Annotated in this window: 17 protein-coding genes and 1 pseudogene; 14 read left to right on the top strand and 4 right to left on the bottom strand. The window is 70.3% G+C overall.

The annotated features are described in order from the left end of the window. Positions 1-109 precede the first annotated feature (109 nt). The 3 genes from ACIBSW_RS24780 to ACIBSW_RS24790 all read left to right on the top strand — a co-directional run bounded on the left by ACIBSW_RS24780 (position 110) and on the right by ACIBSW_RS24790 (position 3,717). Positions 110-1,774, top strand: coding sequence for an RIP homotypic interaction motif-containing protein (locus ACIBSW_RS24780; RefSeq protein WP_354718997.1), 1,665 nt, complete (start codon positions 110-112; stop codon positions 1,772-1,774). A 48-nt stretch (positions 1,775-1,822) separates the two neighbouring features. Next, a complete protein-coding gene (locus ACIBSW_RS24785) occupies positions 1,823-2,251 on the top strand; it encodes a hypothetical protein (RefSeq protein WP_354718999.1) in 429 nt (142 codons plus the stop codon). A gap of 605 nt (positions 2,252-2,856) precedes the next feature. Next, positions 2,857-3,717: a hypothetical protein gene (locus ACIBSW_RS24790; protein WP_354719001.1), complete on the top strand. Its 861-nt coding sequence runs from the start codon at positions 2,857-2,859 to the stop codon at positions 3,715-3,717. A 273-nt stretch (positions 3,718-3,990) separates the two neighbouring features. Here ACIBSW_RS24790 and ACIBSW_RS24795 read toward each other — a convergent pair whose 3' ends face one another. From ACIBSW_RS24795 to ACIBSW_RS24810, 4 genes and pseudogenes are all read right to left on the bottom strand, one after another. Then, positions 3,991-4,251, bottom strand: a complete 261-nt coding sequence (locus ACIBSW_RS24795; RefSeq protein WP_354719003.1) for a hypothetical protein — start codon at positions 4,249-4,251, stop codon at positions 3,991-3,993. 36 nt (positions 4,252-4,287) lie between these two features. Further along, positions 4,288-4,434, bottom strand: a complete 147-nt coding sequence (locus ACIBSW_RS24800) for a hypothetical protein (RefSeq protein ID WP_354719004.1) — start codon at positions 4,432-4,434, stop codon at positions 4,288-4,290. Positions 4,435-4,637: 203 nt separating this feature from the next. Continuing rightward, positions 4,638-4,832 (bottom strand): annotated as a pseudogene (locus ACIBSW_RS24805) (IS256 family transposase); the annotation flags it as partial. A 23-nt stretch (positions 4,833-4,855) separates the two neighbouring features. Further along, positions 4,856-5,578 carry an NPCBM/NEW2 domain-containing protein gene (locus ACIBSW_RS24810; RefSeq protein WP_354719006.1) on the bottom strand — a complete coding sequence of 241 codons (723 nt, stop codon included), beginning with the start codon at positions 5,576-5,578 and terminating at the stop codon, positions 4,856-4,858. A gap of 831 nt (positions 5,579-6,409) precedes the next feature. Here ACIBSW_RS24810 and ACIBSW_RS24815 point away from each other — a divergent pair. From ACIBSW_RS24815 to ACIBSW_RS24865, 11 genes are all read left to right on the top strand, one after another. Then, entirely contained in the window at positions 6,410-6,805 is a 396-nt protein-coding gene (locus ACIBSW_RS24815) for a pilin (protein WP_354719008.1), read from the top strand. A gap of 2 nt (positions 6,806-6,807) precedes the next feature. Next, positions 6,808-7,704, top strand: coding sequence for a hypothetical protein (locus ACIBSW_RS24820; protein ID WP_354719010.1), 897 nt, complete (start codon positions 6,808-6,810; stop codon positions 7,702-7,704). Positions 7,705-7,736: 32 nt separating this feature from the next. Then, the gene (locus ACIBSW_RS24825; protein ID WP_354719160.1) at positions 7,737-8,651 is read left to right on the top strand and encodes a PrgI family protein; all 915 of its coding nucleotides are present in this window, start codon (positions 7,737-7,739) and stop codon (positions 8,649-8,651) included. Beyond that, the gene (locus ACIBSW_RS24830) at positions 8,648-10,450 is read left to right on the top strand and encodes an ATP-binding protein (protein ID WP_354719012.1); all 1,803 of its coding nucleotides are present in this window, start codon (positions 8,648-8,650) and stop codon (positions 10,448-10,450) included. The genes ACIBSW_RS24825 and ACIBSW_RS24830 overlap by 4 nt, the downstream gene beginning before the upstream one ends. Further along, positions 10,447-12,963 carry a type VI secretion protein gene (locus tag ACIBSW_RS24835; RefSeq protein WP_354719014.1) on the top strand — a complete coding sequence of 839 codons (2,517 nt, stop codon included), beginning with the start codon at positions 10,447-10,449 and terminating at the stop codon, positions 12,961-12,963. Before ACIBSW_RS24830 ends, ACIBSW_RS24835 begins: the two co-directional genes overlap by 4 nt. Before the next feature lie 261 nt (positions 12,964-13,224). Continuing rightward, a complete protein-coding gene (locus ACIBSW_RS24840) occupies positions 13,225-14,193 on the top strand; it encodes a replication-relaxation family protein (protein WP_354719015.1) in 969 nt (322 codons plus the stop codon). 519 nt (positions 14,194-14,712) lie between these two features. After that, entirely contained in the window at positions 14,713-15,372 is a 660-nt protein-coding gene (locus ACIBSW_RS24845; RefSeq protein WP_354719017.1) for a hypothetical protein, read from the top strand. A gap of 136 nt (positions 15,373-15,508) precedes the next feature. Next, a complete protein-coding gene (locus ACIBSW_RS24850; protein WP_354719018.1) occupies positions 15,509-15,925 on the top strand; it encodes a hypothetical protein in 417 nt (138 codons plus the stop codon). A 498-nt stretch (positions 15,926-16,423) separates the two neighbouring features. Beyond that, the gene (locus tag ACIBSW_RS24855; protein WP_354719020.1) at positions 16,424-16,777 is read left to right on the top strand and encodes an Lsr2 family protein; all 354 of its coding nucleotides are present in this window, start codon (positions 16,424-16,426) and stop codon (positions 16,775-16,777) included. A gap of 130 nt (positions 16,778-16,907) precedes the next feature. Then, on the top strand, positions 16,908-17,516 hold the full coding sequence (locus tag ACIBSW_RS24860; RefSeq protein WP_354719022.1) for a hypothetical protein: 609 nt from the start codon (positions 16,908-16,910) through the stop codon (positions 17,514-17,516). A 377-nt stretch (positions 17,517-17,893) separates the two neighbouring features. Beyond that, positions 17,894-18,736 carry a hypothetical protein gene (locus tag ACIBSW_RS24865; RefSeq protein WP_354719024.1) on the top strand — a complete coding sequence of 281 codons (843 nt, stop codon included), beginning with the start codon at positions 17,894-17,896 and terminating at the stop codon, positions 18,734-18,736. Positions 18,737-18,754 lie beyond the last annotated feature (18 nt).

Here is an 18,754-nt window from a genome sequence, read left to right on the forward strand (position 1 = left end):
CATCTGTCCTGCCCGACCTGTCAGCCGCCGCGCTCCAGCTGACAGCCGCGAGCCCAAGTCCGACACGACGAGAGGTTACGTTCGGTGTGTGCATGGCTACTCTTGGTCCATGTCGGAGGGGTTCTTGATCCTCGTCGCCGTGACGGTGTGGACGGTCGTCGTGCTCGCGCGGTCGTGGCGCGCCCGGCTAGGCCGGCCGCTTACCTTTCTCCTGCTGGTGCTGGCGTTGCCGGCGGCGTTCACCGGCGGGGCGGTCTTGCGGGTGTTTCTGCTGACCGGTCTGGCCTGGCATCTGCTGTTGTCGTTCCCGGACGAGGGTGCGCGGCGGCCGGCCCGCGCCCGACCGTACGCAGGCGTCGTCGTCTCGCTCGCCGCAACGGGCTGGCTGCTGATCACCGGAGGCCGTTCCTACTGGCTGCCGGTGGTCATCGCGCTCGGCGTGGTGCTGATGCTGTGGTGCCTGCACTTGTGGTTCCGCCGCCGCGCGCAACCATCTCCGGCCGCACGTCCCGTCTGGGGCAGCACGGCCACCCTGCGACCGGCGCCGGCGCCGGTGACGCCGATGGCCACGCAGCCGCCTGCCGAGCCCCTGCGACGCCTTGCGGCGAATACGACCGCACTAGGTGGTTCGGCGGTGCCGCGTGTCCCGACCAGGAGGAGTCCGGCGGCGGATTCGATCGCATTCGACAGCCTCTCCACACGTCCCGTCGCAAGGCCCACCGCGTCCTCGGTGACCCGAGCAGACGCCGACTTCGCCGCCGTGCCGGCTCGGATGGCCCCGGCCCCCGACGCCTTCGCGGCGCCGGCAGGCCGTGCGCGGCCGCGCACGGCGGCGCCGAGCAGGCCGATCCTGCCCGTCGTCCTCGACGTCACGGCCCACACCGGCGCCCACATCGACCCCCGCGGCCGGCGCTCCGCTGGCCTGGCCTGGCGCGAACACCGCCTCGCCGTTCGCGATGCGACCGCCGTGGTCAGCGGCGACGACAACCGCGTCGACCTCAAGGAGCGCTACCGGATCAGGCGCCTGGAGATCTCGCTGAGCGACTTCACCTCGGGTCCGCTCATGCGGGCATTGAACCGGTTGCTGCACGACGCGGCCGGGAAAGCCCCGAGCGGCGCAGCGATCAGGGACTTCCAGAAGGCCCTCGCCGAGTTCCTCGGACCCGCGGGAGCCGAACCATCCTCGCTGCACCAGCAGATCAACCGCCCCGAGCACCTCAGGGTGGTGTCCTGCAAGGGAGTGCAGGTGGGTGACCACAACCGGATGACCATCAACGACAGCTTCGTTCTGGACAGATCGCAGATCCCCATCACGGGACTGCTCGCCGAGCACCGTGACTATGTGACGGCGTTCGTCACGGCCCTGCAGGAGCCCGCGCCGGGCCCGCACACCGCGCGGTTCCTGACACAGACGCTGAATCTGGCTGGCCGCACGGATGATCTCGCCCTGATCGAGGCCGCCGCCCCCGGCCGCCCGGACACGATGATCGGGCACCTGTTCGGTACCACGGCGGTCACCAGCGCCGCGGTGGTCATGGTCGGTGTCGACAACGAATTGCACCAGTCCTTGAAACTGCAGCGCCCCGGGTGGAACGTCGCCACCTTGGAGACAGCGATCGCAGGCCTGCGGGTCGCCGAGGTTCCCACACCGGTATCGCCCGTCACGCCGGTCCGGGTGTCTCCCGCGTCGCCGCGTCTCGGCTTGGTGTATCCGCCGAACCCTGCCGCCGCACCGTCGATGCGCACCGACATAGCGGGCCCTGGCGGCTGGTAACCCGTGGTCCGAGGAAGGGACAAGCGCATGAGTAAGTGGGTACCGCCGATGGCCGTCGGTGTGGTGCTGGCGGTCGCCGCCCTCGCCGTCCTGATCGTCCAGCCGCTCGGTGCGGCCGACGGCTACGCCAGCGTCGGCAGCTTCCTGGTATCCATCCTGGCCTTCGGTCTCGGGGTGCACGCGTACGCGCGCGGCGACGGCCGGCGCCCTCCCGTAGACCAATCCGGACGGCTTGCCACGGAACCGGTTGCCGGAGTGCCAGGAGCGCAGGGGACGTCGGCATACTCCGGCATCGGATCGATGATGGTTGGTGACGACTCGGAGATCGTCGACCGGCGGGAGAGCCTGCCGCAGCCGACCGTTCCGCCCGGTGAGCTTCCCGACAGAGACAACGTCTTCGTCGGCATCAATCACCTGATGCGAGGGAACCGCAACAAGCTGACCATTGGCTCGGAAGGCCCCGACCCCGACGACTGAGTCACAGGCCTGCGGCGCCTTCTTCGCAGGATTATTTCGGGCTTCACGCCCCACTCGCCGTGTTCTGCCGCTTGTTCACGCTGGTCAGTTCGTTCGATCAACGCAGTGGTGTACGGAGGTTCGTCGCCGGTTTGGTCGCGTGGGGGATAACGCGCACAGGCAGCGGCGACTGTATGCCTGGCTGTGCTTGCCGACGCCAGGCCCCAGCAAACGCCGTGCTCGGCGTGCTTCACGCTCACCACCACTCGCAGCGGCGTGTTGGGTCGGCGTCGGACCGCTGTGAGACGCCGTTCGTCGGTCTGTGACGCCTGCGCGACCGTTGTCAGAACTGGGCGCGACGGCTCGGCGAAGGGGCGTTCACCGACCATCGTGTCCATGACGGCCCAGGCCAGCGGCGATGTGTCGGCACGATGTCAGCCTGTCCTGGTCTATCGCATCCCCGCTGTCGGAAACATCGGAATCCGTCCACGGATGGTCGGTGACCTGCGCTGTCGGGGCCCTGTCGGACGGTCGTGGCCCAATCGACGGCACACCAGAGCGCGGCGCTCCCGGGCAAGGGGATCGTCGTCGCTGACTTCGCCGCCATTGATCATGGGAGTTCGTGGATGACCGCCACCGTTTGGCCCGACTCGCCGCTGGACGCCCTCGACGCCGCGTTCACCGCCCTGACCACCGGGCCGCAGCCACTGATGCTGGACCTGGACGCGATACGTGAGGGCACAGACCTGTCCGAGGACCGGATCACTCTTCTCGCGTTGGACCGCTGGCTGCTCGAACACCCGCGCTCGTACGAAGCCCGGGACGCGGTGTGGCGGGAATTGATCCGGCGTGCCCGCCTCGACGGCCCGGCCTGGGTGATCGCCGCGACCGCCCTCGCCCTACCTGCGCTGCGCCGTTACGCCGGCCAGCTCGCCCGGGGTTGGGCGCACGACAGCTACGACCTGGACGCGGAGATCCTCACCGGGTATCTGACCGCGTTGCGTGACCGGGTCGACCTCGTCCGGCCGGCCCCGTACGCGGCACTGTGCAAAGCGGCGTGGCGTGCCGGGTACGAGTTGCGCCAGCGCGACGGTGTCGAAGCCATTCCGCTGCCCGAGGAGCTCCTCGAGCATGTGACCGGGCCCCGCACGCCGAAACGGCCCTGGGGCCATCCGGATCTGTTGGTGCGGCGCGCGGTGCAGCTGGGCATCGTCGACGCCGACGATGAGCAGCCCTACATCGACCTTCGCCTGGGGCGTCGGGCGATCGAACCGATCGCCGCCCGTTTGGGCCTGGAAGTGGACACGCTGCGCCGCCGGATCGAGCGCCTCGACGCTCGCATCGCCGAGGCGGTCAGCGACGGCTCCCTCACCGAGGCGACCTCGCCTCAGCTGCGTGAGGAATGGGCGCGCAAGGCACAGCAGCGTCAGCGGATCCGGGTCGGTCGCCGGATTCCCGCGGCGACGACGCAGTTGCTTGTCGCCTGAGCGAAACGCCGTCCCTCTCGCGGGCCCGACACCTCGTGTCGGGCCCGCTGTCGTGGTGGCCCCCAGATTCGCGCTGACAGGCCAGCCCGCCGCTGCCGTTGAGTCCGGTCCGCACGGCAACCCCGTCCCCGGCGGCCGTCGCGACTGACGACGGATGCGACTGCGCCGACCGGCCCGGCGCCACGAGCCGGCAGACCTAGTCCCCTGCCGACACGCGAGAAATTGTCAAGAGTTGTGGATTTGGGTCGTTGATGTCTACCGAGTCTTTCCCACTCAGCCCGGGTGAGTTCGTACTCGACTTCGCCGTGTTCGGAACCCTCGATCGCTTCCGGCCAGTCTCCGGTGAAGGTCCAGACGAGGGACAGGCCCGACTTCTCCATGACGCGACGGGAACGGGTGTTGACGGCCATGGTGTTCGCCGTGACCCGCTCGACCTTCAGGTCCGTGAACCCTTTGGATCAGGGCCCGGGAGCCGTCGGTGGCGTAACCGCGCCCCCATGTCGCCTGGTTCAGCCGGTAACCGAGTTCGACCACGGCGGGGCTGTGCTCCTGCAACGGGCGGAACTCGAACTACCCCAGGACGGTGCCGGTGGTCTTCTCCTGCGCGGCCCAGTAACCGCGGGTCTGCCAGCACGGGTAGTCGTGCAACAGTCGCGGGAGGGTCCGCGTCTCGATCGCCTCGCGGCTGGTGGGTTGGCCACCGTTGATGAAGCGCATGACCTCGGGGTCGTCGTCCAGGGCGAGCAGATTAGTCGGTGTCGGCCGCTGTGAACGCGCGCAGGATGAGCCGGTCGGTCGCCAGGAAGGTGGACATGCCGCGATCTTGACCATTGGCGGGCCGGGTCTGCCACCGGTTTTCCTCCGGCGTCAGTCGGTGGTGTTCATGCCGCCCGGGCTGCGGGTCGCTCGACCAGGACGCCTCACGCGAGGCGGGCCCCGACGCGGACCAGGGCAACGAGGTGTGGGGTGCGTTCACGGCCCGCCACTGCTGCTGGGCGGACTCCACCAGCTTGAAGACCATCGCCAAGGCGGCGGCCCGCGCTGCCGGCACCCTTCGTGACCTTCGTGCGGAGCCGAACCGTTGCGAAGGTGGATTCGATGGAGCCGCATCGGCGCCTCATGGTTTCGCCGATGAAGGTCACTTCGCAGCCAGCTTCGCATCGCCGATGACGAGCTGGGCGACGGGACGTGCACTGACGCACAGCTGAGGATTCACATACGTCCAGTGGAGTTCCAGCCGGCTCACGTCCTGCACGTCGATGGTCGCCGGAACGGCACCGTCGTTCAGGGTGAACTCGAACGACTTGAGCGCCTTGCCGTCGCCTTGGATCTCCAGCGCGATCCGGGCGTCCGCCCTCGGCGTGCGGTCGCTCAACCCGAATTGCCCGGTCATCTTCGCGTAGCGTCCACCGAGAGCGTAGGAAGCGGTCCCGTCGGTCGTGCAGTTGTTGATGTTGCGCGTGAGCGAGTGCAACAAGGTCTTGTCGGCCAGGCCGACCGGGCCTTTCTTGAAACTGTTCGAGGTGACAGCTTCCAGGTCGGCCAGGTAGGGCGACTCGTTGCCCGGCGGCGTCTCGCCTGTTCCGGGGGGCGGGTCGTCGACGTTCTCGCCCTCGGGAGGCTCAGGCGCATCCGGCGATGACGGCGCTGTGGTCGGAGCGGACGACGTCTCGGATATCGCCGGGCCGTTCGACGTGGGTGGCGGAGTGGCGACCGCAGCCGTTGGAGGCCGCTTGTTTTCGCCGCAACCATTGAGCGTGCAGTCGGCGATATCGCGCCCCAGCGCCAAGACGCCGATGACGCCTGTCAGGGCGGTGAGAATGACACCTAGAGCGGTGGCCGCCGCGGTATTGCCCTTCATCCATGTCCACATGGTTAACCTCGGCACTTCTCGTCCACTGCCATCGATGGGCGCGAAGCTTAGCGTACTGAGTTGATCACATACTGTGTAACTGCACTGCGGCGACGTCGGCGTTGTGCCCGTGGTGCCGCCCCGAGTCGCGCTGACGCTGCGCACGCTCATGGCCGAGCCTCCAGGTGTGCGGTGGCGTCGGGCTGGTGCCGGCGGGGTCGGGTAGGTCGGCGTCCAGATACAGCGAGACGCCCGTCTCGGCGAGCCGGGTGCGCTGCAGGGATCGAGCAGGCCCCGGCGGACGGTAGCGGTCCACCTGCCCAGCGGAGGGCTGGCCGAGCGAGACGGATGGGCGCGGTTGTCTCATCGGATCCGGATCGCGGCGTTGCTGATTTCTCTGACAGCGAGGACAGACCCAATGGGACGCAGACAGATTCGCTGAGACGAGACACCTGCACTGTCAGACCCGGTCCGGTGCTGTCGGACCGGTGTCAGACCGGTGAGTGTTCGCCATAGCCGACAAACCCCGGTGTGGGTGTGCGGAACCGCGAAGACGCCGGGAGAGCTGGCGCCGAAGACGCGGTTTCCGCTCGCCGCCGAGCCTGGGACAGGGCTGACGCGAGCCAGGGTGCCTCGGGTGCCGCGCCCTTTGATGCGCTGACACCACATCGAATGCCGAACCCGAATGGGAGGACGAGCTCCTCCCGAGGCAACCCTGCGGACACGCGTCGACATCGCCTTGCGTCCTGCGCTGCCCGGCGGCGGTTCCCATCCGCTGTTTCGAGCATCGCCGCGCACCGCGCCTTCGAGCGCGGTGCGCGGCGGGAGGTGAACCCCGCCATGTCCCGCATCGAGCGGGCACGTCCGCGTGCCCAGAACACCCACCGTTCCTTTCCGCGGCGCCACATCCGGCTCGCCGCCGCGTCCGTCACCACGGTCACGCTGATCGTGTTCGCCCCGTCCGCCGCGCACGCCGATCCCGGCGGCGCCATGATTCTGGCGGCGAACACTCTGCCGCAGGTCGTCGCGAACCTGCAGGCGTGGGTCATGGGGATCCTCGCCGCCGTGGCGACCCTCTTCCTCGTCCTGGCCGGGGTGTACTGGGCGACCGCCGGCGGTGACCCGGCCCAGGTCGACAAGGCCAAGGGCGCCCTGCGTAACGCCCTGGTCGGCTACGGCCTGGCCGTGCTCGCCCCGATCCTGTTGCAGGTCGTCAAGGGCATCGTCGGGGGCTGATCATGGGATGGATGCTCGACGGCGTCCTGGACTGGTTCGCCGGCCTGCTGGTCGACGCCCTCGACGGACTGTTCGCCCTGATGACCAAGATCTTCTTGGTAACCCCGAACGTGACCGCGCTGCCGCAGGTGCAGGCACTGACCGGCCGCGCCGTCTGGATCGTCGACACGGTCTTCGTGCTGGTGTTCCTGGCCATCGGCGTCCTGACGATGGCCTCCGGCGGCGACGAACGCTCCCGCTACACCGTCAAGGACCTGCTGCCACGCAGCGTGGTCGGCTTCACCGCCGCGCACTTCTCGCAGCTGATCGCCGGCCAGATGATCGACCTGGCCAACGCGCTGACCGCGGCGCTGACCGAACAGGACCTGGACCACGCCGGCACGGTCCAGGCGATGCGCGACCACATCGACAACTCCGGCGAGACCGGCGGAATCCTGTTCCTGGTCTGCGTGGCGATCATCCTGTTCCTGCTGGCCGTCACCTGCTGCTCCTCGATCGTCAGGTTCGCGATCGCGTTGGTGCTCGCCGCCGCCGCACCGATCGCGTTGGCCTGCCACGCGTTGCCGCAGACCGACCCGGTCGCCCGGCTGTGGTGGCGCTCGCTCGCCGGCGTCCTCGCGATCCCGATCCTGCAAGGGTTCGTGCTGTTCGCCGCGCAGTGGATGTTGATCGACCCGGACGCCATGCTGCCGGCGCTCGGCCTGCCGGTCGAGCCCGGCAGCATCTTGAACCTGTTCGTCGTGATGGTTCTGCTGTGGACCTGTGTAAAGGTTCCCGGCCTGGTCCGCCGTTTCGCCACCGACGGAGGCCGCAGCACCAACTTCCTTGCCATGGTGATCCGGGTCGTGGCAGTGCAGCAGCTGACCCGGCTGCTGCCGGGCGTCGGAGGTGCCCGATGACCGAACGCCGCGACACCGACGGCAGGGCTCGGATGCCCGCTGACGTGGACGCCCCGGACAAAGTCGCCTATGGGCTGACGTTTCGGCAGCTGGCGATCCTCGCGGTCGCCGCCGTCATCTTCTACGGCGCCTGGCGGGGATTGCAGGACCGGGTGCCGGTGCCGGTGCTGCTCGGCGCCGCCGTCATCGGCGGCGGCCTGGTCTTCGGGATCGCGGGCGGCCGCCGCGACGGGCTGAGCCTGGACGTGTGGCTGCTCGCCGCCGTCCGCCACTCTCGGACGCCGCGGGCGCTGTCGACCACCGACACCACCGCGAAGATCCCGGACTGGGTCGAGGCGCCGGCGGCGCGGGTGATGCTGCCCGCGCCGCTGAAACTTCCCGCGGACGCGATCAGCGACGACGGTGAGATCAGCCTCGGCGGCGGCACGGCGGCGATGGTCGCGGCGACCACCGTGAACCTGGCGCTGCGCACCAGCGACGAGCAGACCGCGCTGATCGACGCCTTCGGCCGGTGGCTCAACTCGCTGTCGACGCCGACGCAGATCGTCGTGTCCGCGCAGCCGGTCGACCTGCACTCACACGCCCGCACCCTGGCGGCAGCCGCCGAGCAGCTGCCGCACCCGGCGCTGGCGGAGGCCGCCGCCGACCACGCGAAGTTCCTCGACGATCTCGCCGAACGCAGGGATCCGCTGCGCAGGCAGGTCCTCATCGTCGCCCGCACCAGCACCGGGGAGCGCGGCGAGCACGCCGCCCGCCGCCGTGCGGACGGCACCGTCCGCGCGCTGTCCGGCCTCGGGGTCACGACCCGCGTCCTCGACGGACACGCCGCGACCGCGGCCCTGGCCGCGGCGGCGGACCCGTACCGGCCGCCGCGCCCCGGTGGCCTCGCGGCACCGGACACCGTCATCACCGGCCCCAGCCAGGCCCCCTCCAGGAGACGACTGTGAAGACACGTACCCGCACCACCCGCCAGGACACGCCGCGCACCGGCGCCTCTTCAGCGCTGGCCACCACGACCGCCCCGGCCTCGGTCGAGGTCACCCCGCGCTGCCTGCGGATCGGGGACGGCTACGCCGCCACCCTGGTGGTCACCGGATACCCGGCCGAGGTCGGACCGGCGTGGCTCGAACCCCTGTTGTCCTGGCCGGGCCGGCTCGACCTGGCCCTGCACATCGACCCGATCCCCGCCCCGACCGCCGCGGCCCGGCTACGCACCCAGCGCGCCCGGTTCGAGTCATCGAGGCGGGCCGACGCGGTGAAGGGCAAGCTGTCCGACCCGTACGTGGAGGCCGCCGCCGAGGACGCCGCCGACCTCGCCGAACGCCTGGCCCGCGGCGCGGCGAAGCTGTTCCGCGTCGGCCTGTACCTGACCGTGCACGCGCGCACCGAGCCCGAACTGCTCGAAGCGTGCGCACAGGTGAAAGCCGCCGCCGCGTCCACGCTGATCGAGGTGCAGCCGGCGACGTGGCGGCACCTGCCCGGCTGGACCACCACCCTGCCCCTGGCCACGGATTCGCTGCAGATGCGCCGCACCATGGACACCCAGGCCCTCGCCGCCGCGTTTCCCCTCGCGTCGGCGGATCTGCCGGCACCGCTGCCCGGCGACCCCGCCGAGACCGGCGGCGTTCTCTACGGCATCAACCCGGATTCGCAAGGCATCGTCTGGTGGGACCGGTGGGCGCAGGAGAATTACAACTCGATCGTCCTGGCCCGCTCCGGCGCAGGGAAGTCCTACTTCGTCAAGCTCGACGTCCTGCGCCAGCTGTACCAGCAGGTACGTGTCGCGGTCGTCGACCCGGAGGACGAGTACCTACGCCTCGCCGACGCGGTCGGCGGCACCATCGTGCGGCTCGGCAGCCCCGGCGTGAAGATCAACCCCTTCGACCTGCCGGTCGGTGACACCCGCCCCGACGTGCTCACCCGCCGCGGACTGTTCCTGCACACCCTGATCGCGGTCCTACTGGCCGAGACGCCGCCACCGGCCGAACGCGCCGCCCTGGACCGCGCCATCCTCGCGGTATACCGGCAGGCCGGGATCACCGCCGACCCAGCCACCCACCGCCGGCCCGCCCCACTGCTACGCGACCTTTCCACCGTGCTGGAAGCAGACACGGATCCGGCCGCCGCGCAGCTGGCAGCCCGGCTCGCCCCCTGGGTCCACGGCTCCTTCGCCGGCCTGTTCGACGCGCCGACCACCACCCGCCCGGACGGGCACCTGGTGGTCTGGTCGCTGCGGCAGCTGCCCGACGAGCTGCGCACCGTCGGCACCCTCCTGGCACTGGACGCGATCTGGCGCAGCGTCGACGCCCCCGGCCGGGCGGGGCTGGGGGTGCGCCGTCTCGTGGTGGTCGACGAGGCGTGGCTGCTCATGCGCGACGGCGAGGGCGCGAAGTTCCTGTTCCGCATGAGCAAGGCGGGCCGCAAACGCAACGCCGGCCTCAGCGTGGTCACCCAGGACGTCGCCGACGTGCTCGGCACCGACCTCGGCCAGGCGGTAGTGGCCAACGCCGCCACCCAGGTCCTGCTCAAGCAGGCGCCACAGGCGATCGGCCAGGTCGCCGACGCGTTCGGCCTCACGGCCGGTGAGCGGCGCATGCTGCTGTCCGCCCGGGTCGGGCACGGCCTGTTGATCTCCGGGGCGAACCGGACCGGATTCGAGGCGATCTCCTCGCGCGCCGAGCACACCCTCGCGACGACCAAGCCGTCCGATCTCGCCAGCCTCGACGACGAGGAGACCGACCTATGACAGCGTCGCCACCCACCGTCCTTCTGTCGCCTTCTCCGGCGCCCGGTCCGTCAGGACCGGGCGCCGGATTCCTTTCCGCCCCCAGCACACCCGCGCAGTGGCTCCTGCACGCGATGGACTGGGCCGCCCAGCGGCCGTGGCTGCTCGCCGTCGCCGCCGGCCTGCTCGTCGCCTGGGTCGCCGCCCGCAACCTGATCGCCGGATGGCGGCACCAGCGGCACGCCGAAGGTGCCCGCCTCGTGACAGTGGCGCCGCCGCCGGAGGTCGATGCGCACAACGCGACCGCGGTGTGGGCGAACCTGCACGGCACCCTCACCCCGTCGCGGCGCCGGCGGCTGCTGTACGGCAGCCCGCACCTGGTCTGGCAGTACACCTGGACCGGCCGGCAGCTGATCATCAGCGTGTGGGTGCCCGGCACCGTCCCGCAGGGCGCGGTCGAGGCCGCGATCCGTGCCGCCTGGCCGGGCTCCGCCTGCACCACCGGCCAAGCCCGGCCACCGATCCCGCTCGACGCGCGCATGGGCACCGGCGGCCATTTGCTGCCACAGGCGGCCGAGTGGCTGCCCCTGCAGACCGATCACGACGCCGACCCCCTGCGGGCGCTGATGTCGGCCGGCTCCCAGCTCAAGAACGACGAGTACGCCTGCGTGCAGATCCTGGCCCGGCCCGCCGCGCCACGGCGGGCGGCACGGGCCCGGCGGGCCGCCGGACGGCTACGCGACGGCAAGACCGCCCTGCCGGTGTTCAATCCGGCGGCACCGCTGCTGTGGATCCTGGACGTGTTCCTGCCCGGCAGCGCTCCGACCGGCCGCAGCACCACCACGGCGACCCGCCGTGACCCGGGCATCGAACGCGACGTCCGCGCGATCCTCGACAAGACCGTCCACAGCCTGTGGACAATCGGAATCCGGTACGTCGTCGCCAAGGACACCGCCCGCGGCGGCAACCACGCGCAGAACCGGCTACGCGGGATCGCCGACACGATCGCCTCCGCGTACGCCGTCTTCGCCGCCCGCAACCGGCTCGCCCACCGCACCCGGATGCGGCAACCGGTCGCCGTCGCCGCGGCCCGGCGCCTCGGCGCCGGCTTCCTCGCCTCCACGCCCGAGCTCGCGGTGCTGGCCGCACTACCACAGGACCTGGCGGTTCCCGGCCTGGACCGGGCCCGCGCCAAGTCGATGCCGGCCCCTGTCGCGATCCCGTCCGGCGGGCGTGGCATGAAGATCCTCGGCGACGCCGAGGTCGGCGGCCACCCAGTCGCGCTCGCAGTATCCGATGCCCGCTACCAGACGCACGTGGTCGGCTCAACCGGCTCCGGCAAGACGACGCTGCTGGTCAACATGGCCGTCGACGACATCCTCGCCGGCCGGGGCACCGTGGTCATCGACCCGCACGGCGACCTGGTCCTGGACATCCTCGACCGTCTCCCCGCGAGCGTGGCCGACCGGGTGGTGATCTTCGACCCGGACCAGGAGAACCCGCCCACGATCAACCCGCTCGAAGGCGACGACCCGGACCTCGTCGTCGACAACCTGGTGTCGATCTTCGGCAACATCTTCGCCAAGGCCTGGGGGCCGCGGATGGACGACGTCATGCGGGTCAGCTGTCTCACCTTGTTGCGGCATACGAACGTGACGCTCCAGCACATCCCGCCCCTGCTCAACTCGGCGCAGTTCCGCTCGGCGATGACCGTCGGCCTCGACGATCCGGCCGGCCTGTCCGGGTTCTGGCAGTGGTACGACACCCTCAACCCGGCGCTGCGCTCGCAGGTCATCGGCCCGGTCCTGGCCCGGCTGCGGGCGTTCCTGCTGCGGGACTTCGTCAAACGCACGATGCGCTACCCGAAGTCCAGCTTCGACATGGGCAAGATCCTCGACGGCGGCGCCCTGCTCGTCCGCATCCCGAAAGGGCAGCTGGGGGAGGACACCAGCAAGCTGCTCGGCTCACTGATCCTCGCGCAGGTGTGGCAGGCCGCCACCGCCCGCGCCACCGTCGAGCCCGAGCGGCGCCGCGACTGCAGCGTGATCATCGACGAGGCGCAGAACTTCCTCACCCTGGCCAGCAGCCTCGACACGATGCTGGCTGAGGCCCGCAAATACCGGATGGCCCTCACCTTGGCGCACCAGGACCTCGCCCAGTTCCCGAAGGAGCTGCTGGCGGCGGCGTCCGCGAACGCCCGCAACAAGATCTATTTCTCGGTGGCGCCGGAGGACGCCCGGGTCCTGGCCCGGCACACCCTGCCGGAGCTCGACGAGCACGACCTCGCGCACCTGGACGCCTACACCGCGGTGGCGCGCCTGGTGGTGGCCGGCCGACAGACCGCGGCGTTCACGTTCAAGACGCGGCCTCCTAAGCCGGTCGTGGGGGAAGCGACCGCGATCCGGCAGGCCGCGGCCGCGCGGGTCCCGGCGCAGGACACCAGCGCGATCGACGAACTCGTCGACCGGTTCTCGGCACCTGCCGAGGACAACGGCCGAGGCCGGCGCAAGAACGGCGACAAGCCGGACCGCTGAACCCCGAGGACCGGTGACAGACCTCGGCTCGGTTGTTCGGCAGGCGGCGAAAGTCTGTCAGCGCAGCTGACAGGGCTTCGTCAGCCCTTCCCTACGGGCTTCACCCGCCCTTCACCACTGATCGTTCGGCGCTCTGACAGAACCGCCGGACGCTCGCTGTTTCCCCTGCACACCGCCGAGCACCGGCCCTGACCGGCACCTCGGCAACTGCGACACCCCTCCAACGGAGGGACAACCTCGTCGCCCTAAAGGAGCACCAGCATGTCCGCGAATCACAACCCCGGTCCTGAGCCTCAGCCCCGCAAGTCGTCCTCCTCCTCGTCCTCGTCCCGTCAGCCCTCGTCCGGCCGTCTGCAACGTCTGGATCTGCTACGGCGTCTCACCGCCCGTGATCATCGGCTGCTGTCATGGCTCGCCGAGCACTACGTGCTGACCACCAGCCAGATCGCCACAGCCCTGTTCCCGTCGCTGCGTACCGCCCGGCTGCGCTTGGCCGCGCTGACCTCGATGCAGGCCGTGACCCGATTCGCCGACCTCACCACCGGCAGCCAGCAGTACCTGTACACCCTCGGCCCGCTCGGCGCTGTGCCCTACCCGACGCAGTTCAACGACCCGCTGCGCCCCGACGCTCGCGATCCGCGCTCCAACGTGGAGCGCACCGAGCGGATCATCGGCAGCCGCAAACTCGGCCACCTAATCGGCACCAACCAGCTCTTCGTCGACCTGCACGCCTACACCCGCACCGATCCGAACGCCCGGCTAGCCCGCTGGTGGTCCGAACAACACGCCACCGCCGTGTACGGAGCCGTTCCCAGCGCGAACAGCGACGGCCCGGGAATCCGCCCGGACGGGCACGGCGTCTGGGAGGCCGGCGGCCGGCAGATCGGCTTCTTCCTCGAGCACGACAACGGCACTGAAAAGCTCGTGACCGTCGTGCGCAAGCTGGAGGCGTACACCCGCCTGGTGATCAACGGCGGCCCCCGCTACCCGGTGCTGCTGCGGGTGCCCGGACGCCGCCGCGAGCGACACCTGCTCGAAGTCCTCGCCGGGGCGCGGCTGGCGATGCCGGTCGCCACCGGCATCCACACCGAGCACCCCGCCGGCCCTGTCTGGACACTGACCCACGATCCGCCTTCACGTCGCTGGCTGCACGAACTGCCGTCGGACCACGGACCCGACAGCCCGGCCACCAACCCGCATCGCTTCCCCGACGACCTCGACGAACAGTGACCCGCGGCCCCCTCTGTCGGAAACGCGGAATCTGACTGCGCTTGCGCCAGCACTCGCCGTCGATCTGACAGCGCAGGTCAACGCCGTCTCAGGCGATCATGCAAACGGCTGGGGCTGACAGACCCGGACGCTACCTTTTACGGCAACACCTTCCTTATATATCGCTCCACCCCTGGTCTGGTCCCGCCTTCGGGAACCACCGCCGCACCCACCGGTGCCCGTACCCACCGCCCTCTTTCGAGGCCGGTCGGCGCCCGCGCCGCGCGGCGACCCAAGGTCGCACCGCACCAAACCTGCACCACCCCCACCCATCTCCTGTGAACCGACCCATGCACCCCGTGGGCCGGTCACTTCCGCGCGCCCCTTTCCGCGCGCCCCAGTGAAGGAGGACCTTTCATGACTGCTTCGACCGCCGCCCGTACCGGACAGCGCGTCCCGAACCCGCCGTCGCAGCCGGGCACCAAGCCCAGCAGTAACGGGCACCAGCCGCCGGCCAGGCCGACCGCGACCATCACGACGATGATCGTGTGCCTGCCCGACGGGCTGTCGAGTGAGTCGCTCACGGCTCACCAGCTCGACCGGCACTTCGGTGTCTCCGGCACGCTGCAGCCGCGGTTCTGGGCCAAGCCCGACCTGTACCTGTGGCAGGGGCGTCGCCTGATCGGCCGCAGCAAAGCCGTGAAGAACCAGCCTGTCTGGTGCGTGGGCGGACCTGCCCGCTTCCTGGACCTGGCTGGTATGCGGCACGCCGCCGGTGTGGGCTCGGGCATCCGCCACCAGCTGTGGCAGCAGGCCGTGCAAGGCACGCGCCCTGCCCAGCCGTGGGTGCACTTCCACACCCGGCACGTCACCGAGCCGGAAAAGTACAGCATCGAGCAGGCCGCCGCCGACTTCTGGCAGCAGCCGCGCATCACCGCGATGCGGGTGCATAACGCCGCCAACATCGGCACCCCGCTCCCGGTCGACCAGCTGGAGATGCTGCAGGCCGGAACCATGGCCTACCAGCACCACAGCGCGATGACCGCCACCTGCGGTGACGCACTGCTCACCGCCGAAGGAAGCCAGCTGGCCCCGGCCAGCGATGCCTTCGACGACCGGGTGACCTACCTCGAGCAAGCGATCCGGTACCTCGACGCCATCGCGGCCACCGACCAACGGCTCATCGCGGTCTCCCTCTGACACACCCTGCGGAACCGGTCCGGACACCTGTTGCCACAGCGCCCCTGAACCCAAGGGACCAGCGACAGCCCGGACCGGCTCCACCTTCACCGTGACCACCTGCGCGCACCCACGCGCGTGCCCGCAACGTCGGCAGGTGCGACGGCACGTCAACGAGAGGAATAACATGATCATCAATCTGACCCCGCATCCGCTGTACATCTTCCCCGCGGACACACCGGACAACGTCGACGCAGGCAGCGTCACCCCCTGGCGGATCCTCGAACCGTCGCCTGATCACCGTCCGGCCCGGCTCGGACAGCAGGTGATCGACGTAGCGGCGCCGGTCGACGGCATACCGACCGATCTGGTCGCCTTCGGCTCCGGCACCACGGATGTCACCGAGCTGCCGCCGCCGCTCGACAACACCTGGTACGTGGTGGCCCTGGTTGTCGGCGTCGCCGCGCATCATCGCGGCGACCTGCTGGCCCTGCACGAATACGTACGCGACTTGGAAGGCCGCATCATCGGCGCACGCAAGCTGGCACGACCGCATCACGGCCGACCGGCCTGAACCCCGCCTGAACCGCCCACCCGCAGCGGGTGCGCGGTCCAGCCTCTCACCGGCGCCCGACCAAGCCCGTCAACCGCAGCCGTACGCCCAGACAACGCCGACGGGTGCACGTGACACCTGCGGACACCGGGCACGCAAGACCTGCTCTGTCGCATGGCTACCGACCACCGCCGGCCACCTACGGACACATACCTCGACTCCGAGGACCACCAAGCCGCTCGGCCCGGCTGAAACCGCCTGGCGGCCGAGACAGGCCCAGCGCCCCGGGCTGGGGCATCACGCGAACCCGGCCGGCGACACGGCCGCCCTTTCCTCTTCCCACCGGCTGCGTCCACGCGGTGAGTGACCGCTGGGGCGTGACCCGCTCCGACACCTCGTGACCTCGCACGACCCGGCCGTTGCCCGGCCACCCGCACAACCCCGCGCATCCCGGGCCCGGCCGAACGGCCCGTGCCCGGGTGGTCCGCCCCTATCCCGTTCATCTGGAGGAACAGCCTTATGGCCACCCGCATCCAGCACATCGTCGTCGACGACGTCGACGGCACCGACCAGAAGGTCGGCACGTACCGGTTCGCGTTCGACGGCGTCGAGTACGAGATCGACCTCGCCGACCACAACTTCGACAGGTTCGCCGCCGCCCTGCGTCCGTTCCTGGCCGCCGCCCGCAGGCTGCCGAAGAGCCGCGCCGGCAGCACCAGCAGGACCGCCGCCGGCAGCACACGGGAATCGAGGGCCGGCGCCATCCGCGCCTGGTGGGCAGCCAACCAGCAGCTCGACCTGCCCGCCTTCAAGGAGCGCGGGAGCATCCCGCATCAGGTGAAAGCTGCCTTCCGGGCCGCCCAGCTGTCCTAGCCACACTGCGCCGTTCGTGCGGCCCCAGCCTCTGACACGCCACCGGCCCAGAGGACGGTGGCTCACCCGATCTTCATCACCGCCGACCGCTTCCCGGCCGGCGGGCGAGCCTGTAAGGAAGGACCGCACTGTGCGACCCACATCGATCCGGCTTCCGCACAGCGGACTCACCGTCCCGCACACCGGCTACACCGTGACCTCGTTCAAGGGGCACGAGACCCACGACGGCATCGCCTTCACCGCCACCCTGCGCCTCAACAAGAAGATCATCGGCCGCATCGAGAACCACGGCTGTGGCGGACCCGACACGTTCTACCCGAACTCCGCCTGCGGCTACCGCCAGCAGATGGAGACCCTGGAGGCGTTCGCCGCGCTCTGCACCGATGCGCGCGATGGCACGCCGACGCTGGAAGCGGTCCTCGGCGACCTGGTCACCGAGTACGAGACCAGCCGCGACATCGCCCGAGCCGCCAAGGGCGGCCACATCCTGCTGCGCATGATGCAGGACCACGAATTCGGCGACGGCCCGATGGGTTGGCCCAGCCCCGGCGCCTCCACCGAGGCCCCGCCCGCCCTCGCCGCCGACCACGCGCGACTTCGCGCCTTCCTGCTCGCGGACCCAGATCTCGCCCCGCACGCCCTCGCATGGTGGCAGACCTGGAACGCCGACACAGGCACCTGGACCGACGTGACCTCCCGCCCCCCTCACCTGCCCGCCGATCCGGCACCGGGGGCATGACCTGCGGCCCACGGATCCACGGCTGATGGTCCACCGCGCCACCTGAGCGGCACGCGCAACGCCGAGCGACGCGTGTCAGCTCACCGCAGTGCTTTCCGGGCGCGGCTGTGGCCGGCCGTGCCCGGACCTCCCAATTTCTGATCCGACGGCGGAAACGCCAGCGGCGACCGATGCCGTACCACGGCACGCAAGGCCGGACCCAGCCGTGCGCATCCCCGCCCACCGCTGACCCCAGCCAACGTCGTTCCGCTGGCTGGCCTCGGCCTCGCCACCCGAGAACGCCACCAGATGCGCATCCGACTTGATCAATGCACGCGACGAAGCGTGGATCAGTGCGACCCCTCGATCACCCACCTCCAGCAGGAAGGAACCAACCGATGACCGACGAACCCACCGACCCGCCACCGGCCAACACCGCATTCCGGGTATTGGCCTCGCTCGCCGATCTCGGCGAGGCCACCGCAGCCGCGATCGCAGAGAAAGCCGGCCTCGGCTACTCCACCGTCACCCCGAAGCTGCGCGCCTGGGAAAGCGCCGGACAGGCCGAGATGTACCACAACCAAGCCACATCGCAGAGGCTGTGGCGGCTGACCGACGCCGGCAAGGCCACCACCGCCACCCCGGCCCAACACGCCGTCGCACCTACCGGTGGCGGCACCGATCCGGCATCGGCCCCGGCGAAACCCGCCAAGCGCAAGCGCGCGGCGACCGCCGCTGAGCCCGACCAGCAACGCCGCACCGACGAGCCGAACGCCTCCGATCCGGTGCAATCCAACGACGGCGACCCGACAGCACCGACACCCCCGCCGGACACCGCCCCCGACGACGGCACCCAGCCCACGGCCGCATCGACTGCCGCCACACCCGCAGTCGACCCGGCCGACGCGCCGCCCGTCGCCGCCGCCGATGACCAGCCCGTTCCCGGCGACGGCGACGGCGACGGCGACACCAGCGAGGCCGGCACCCAGCCCAAACTCAGGCGTCCCAAGGGCGCGCTGGAGGCCACCGCGCTGAGCATCCTGCGGGCCAACCCGGGCACCGAGTTCAAGGTCGGCGAGATGAAAGCGGCGATCGACCAAGCCGACGCCGCCACCGGATACCCGAGGGCCAGCGAAGGCGCCACGTCCAACGCGCTTGACAAACTCGCCCGCGAGAACCAGGCGGTTCGCGTCGAAGGCCGCAAGGCTGCGACCTTCCAGCTCGCGCCCACCACCGACTGACCGCAATCCCGTCAGGTA

The sequence above is a fragment of the Actinoplanes sp. NPDC049668 genome (assembly GCF_044465445.1).
Classification (GTDB): Bacteria; Actinomycetota; Actinomycetes; order Mycobacteriales; family Micromonosporaceae; genus Actinoplanes.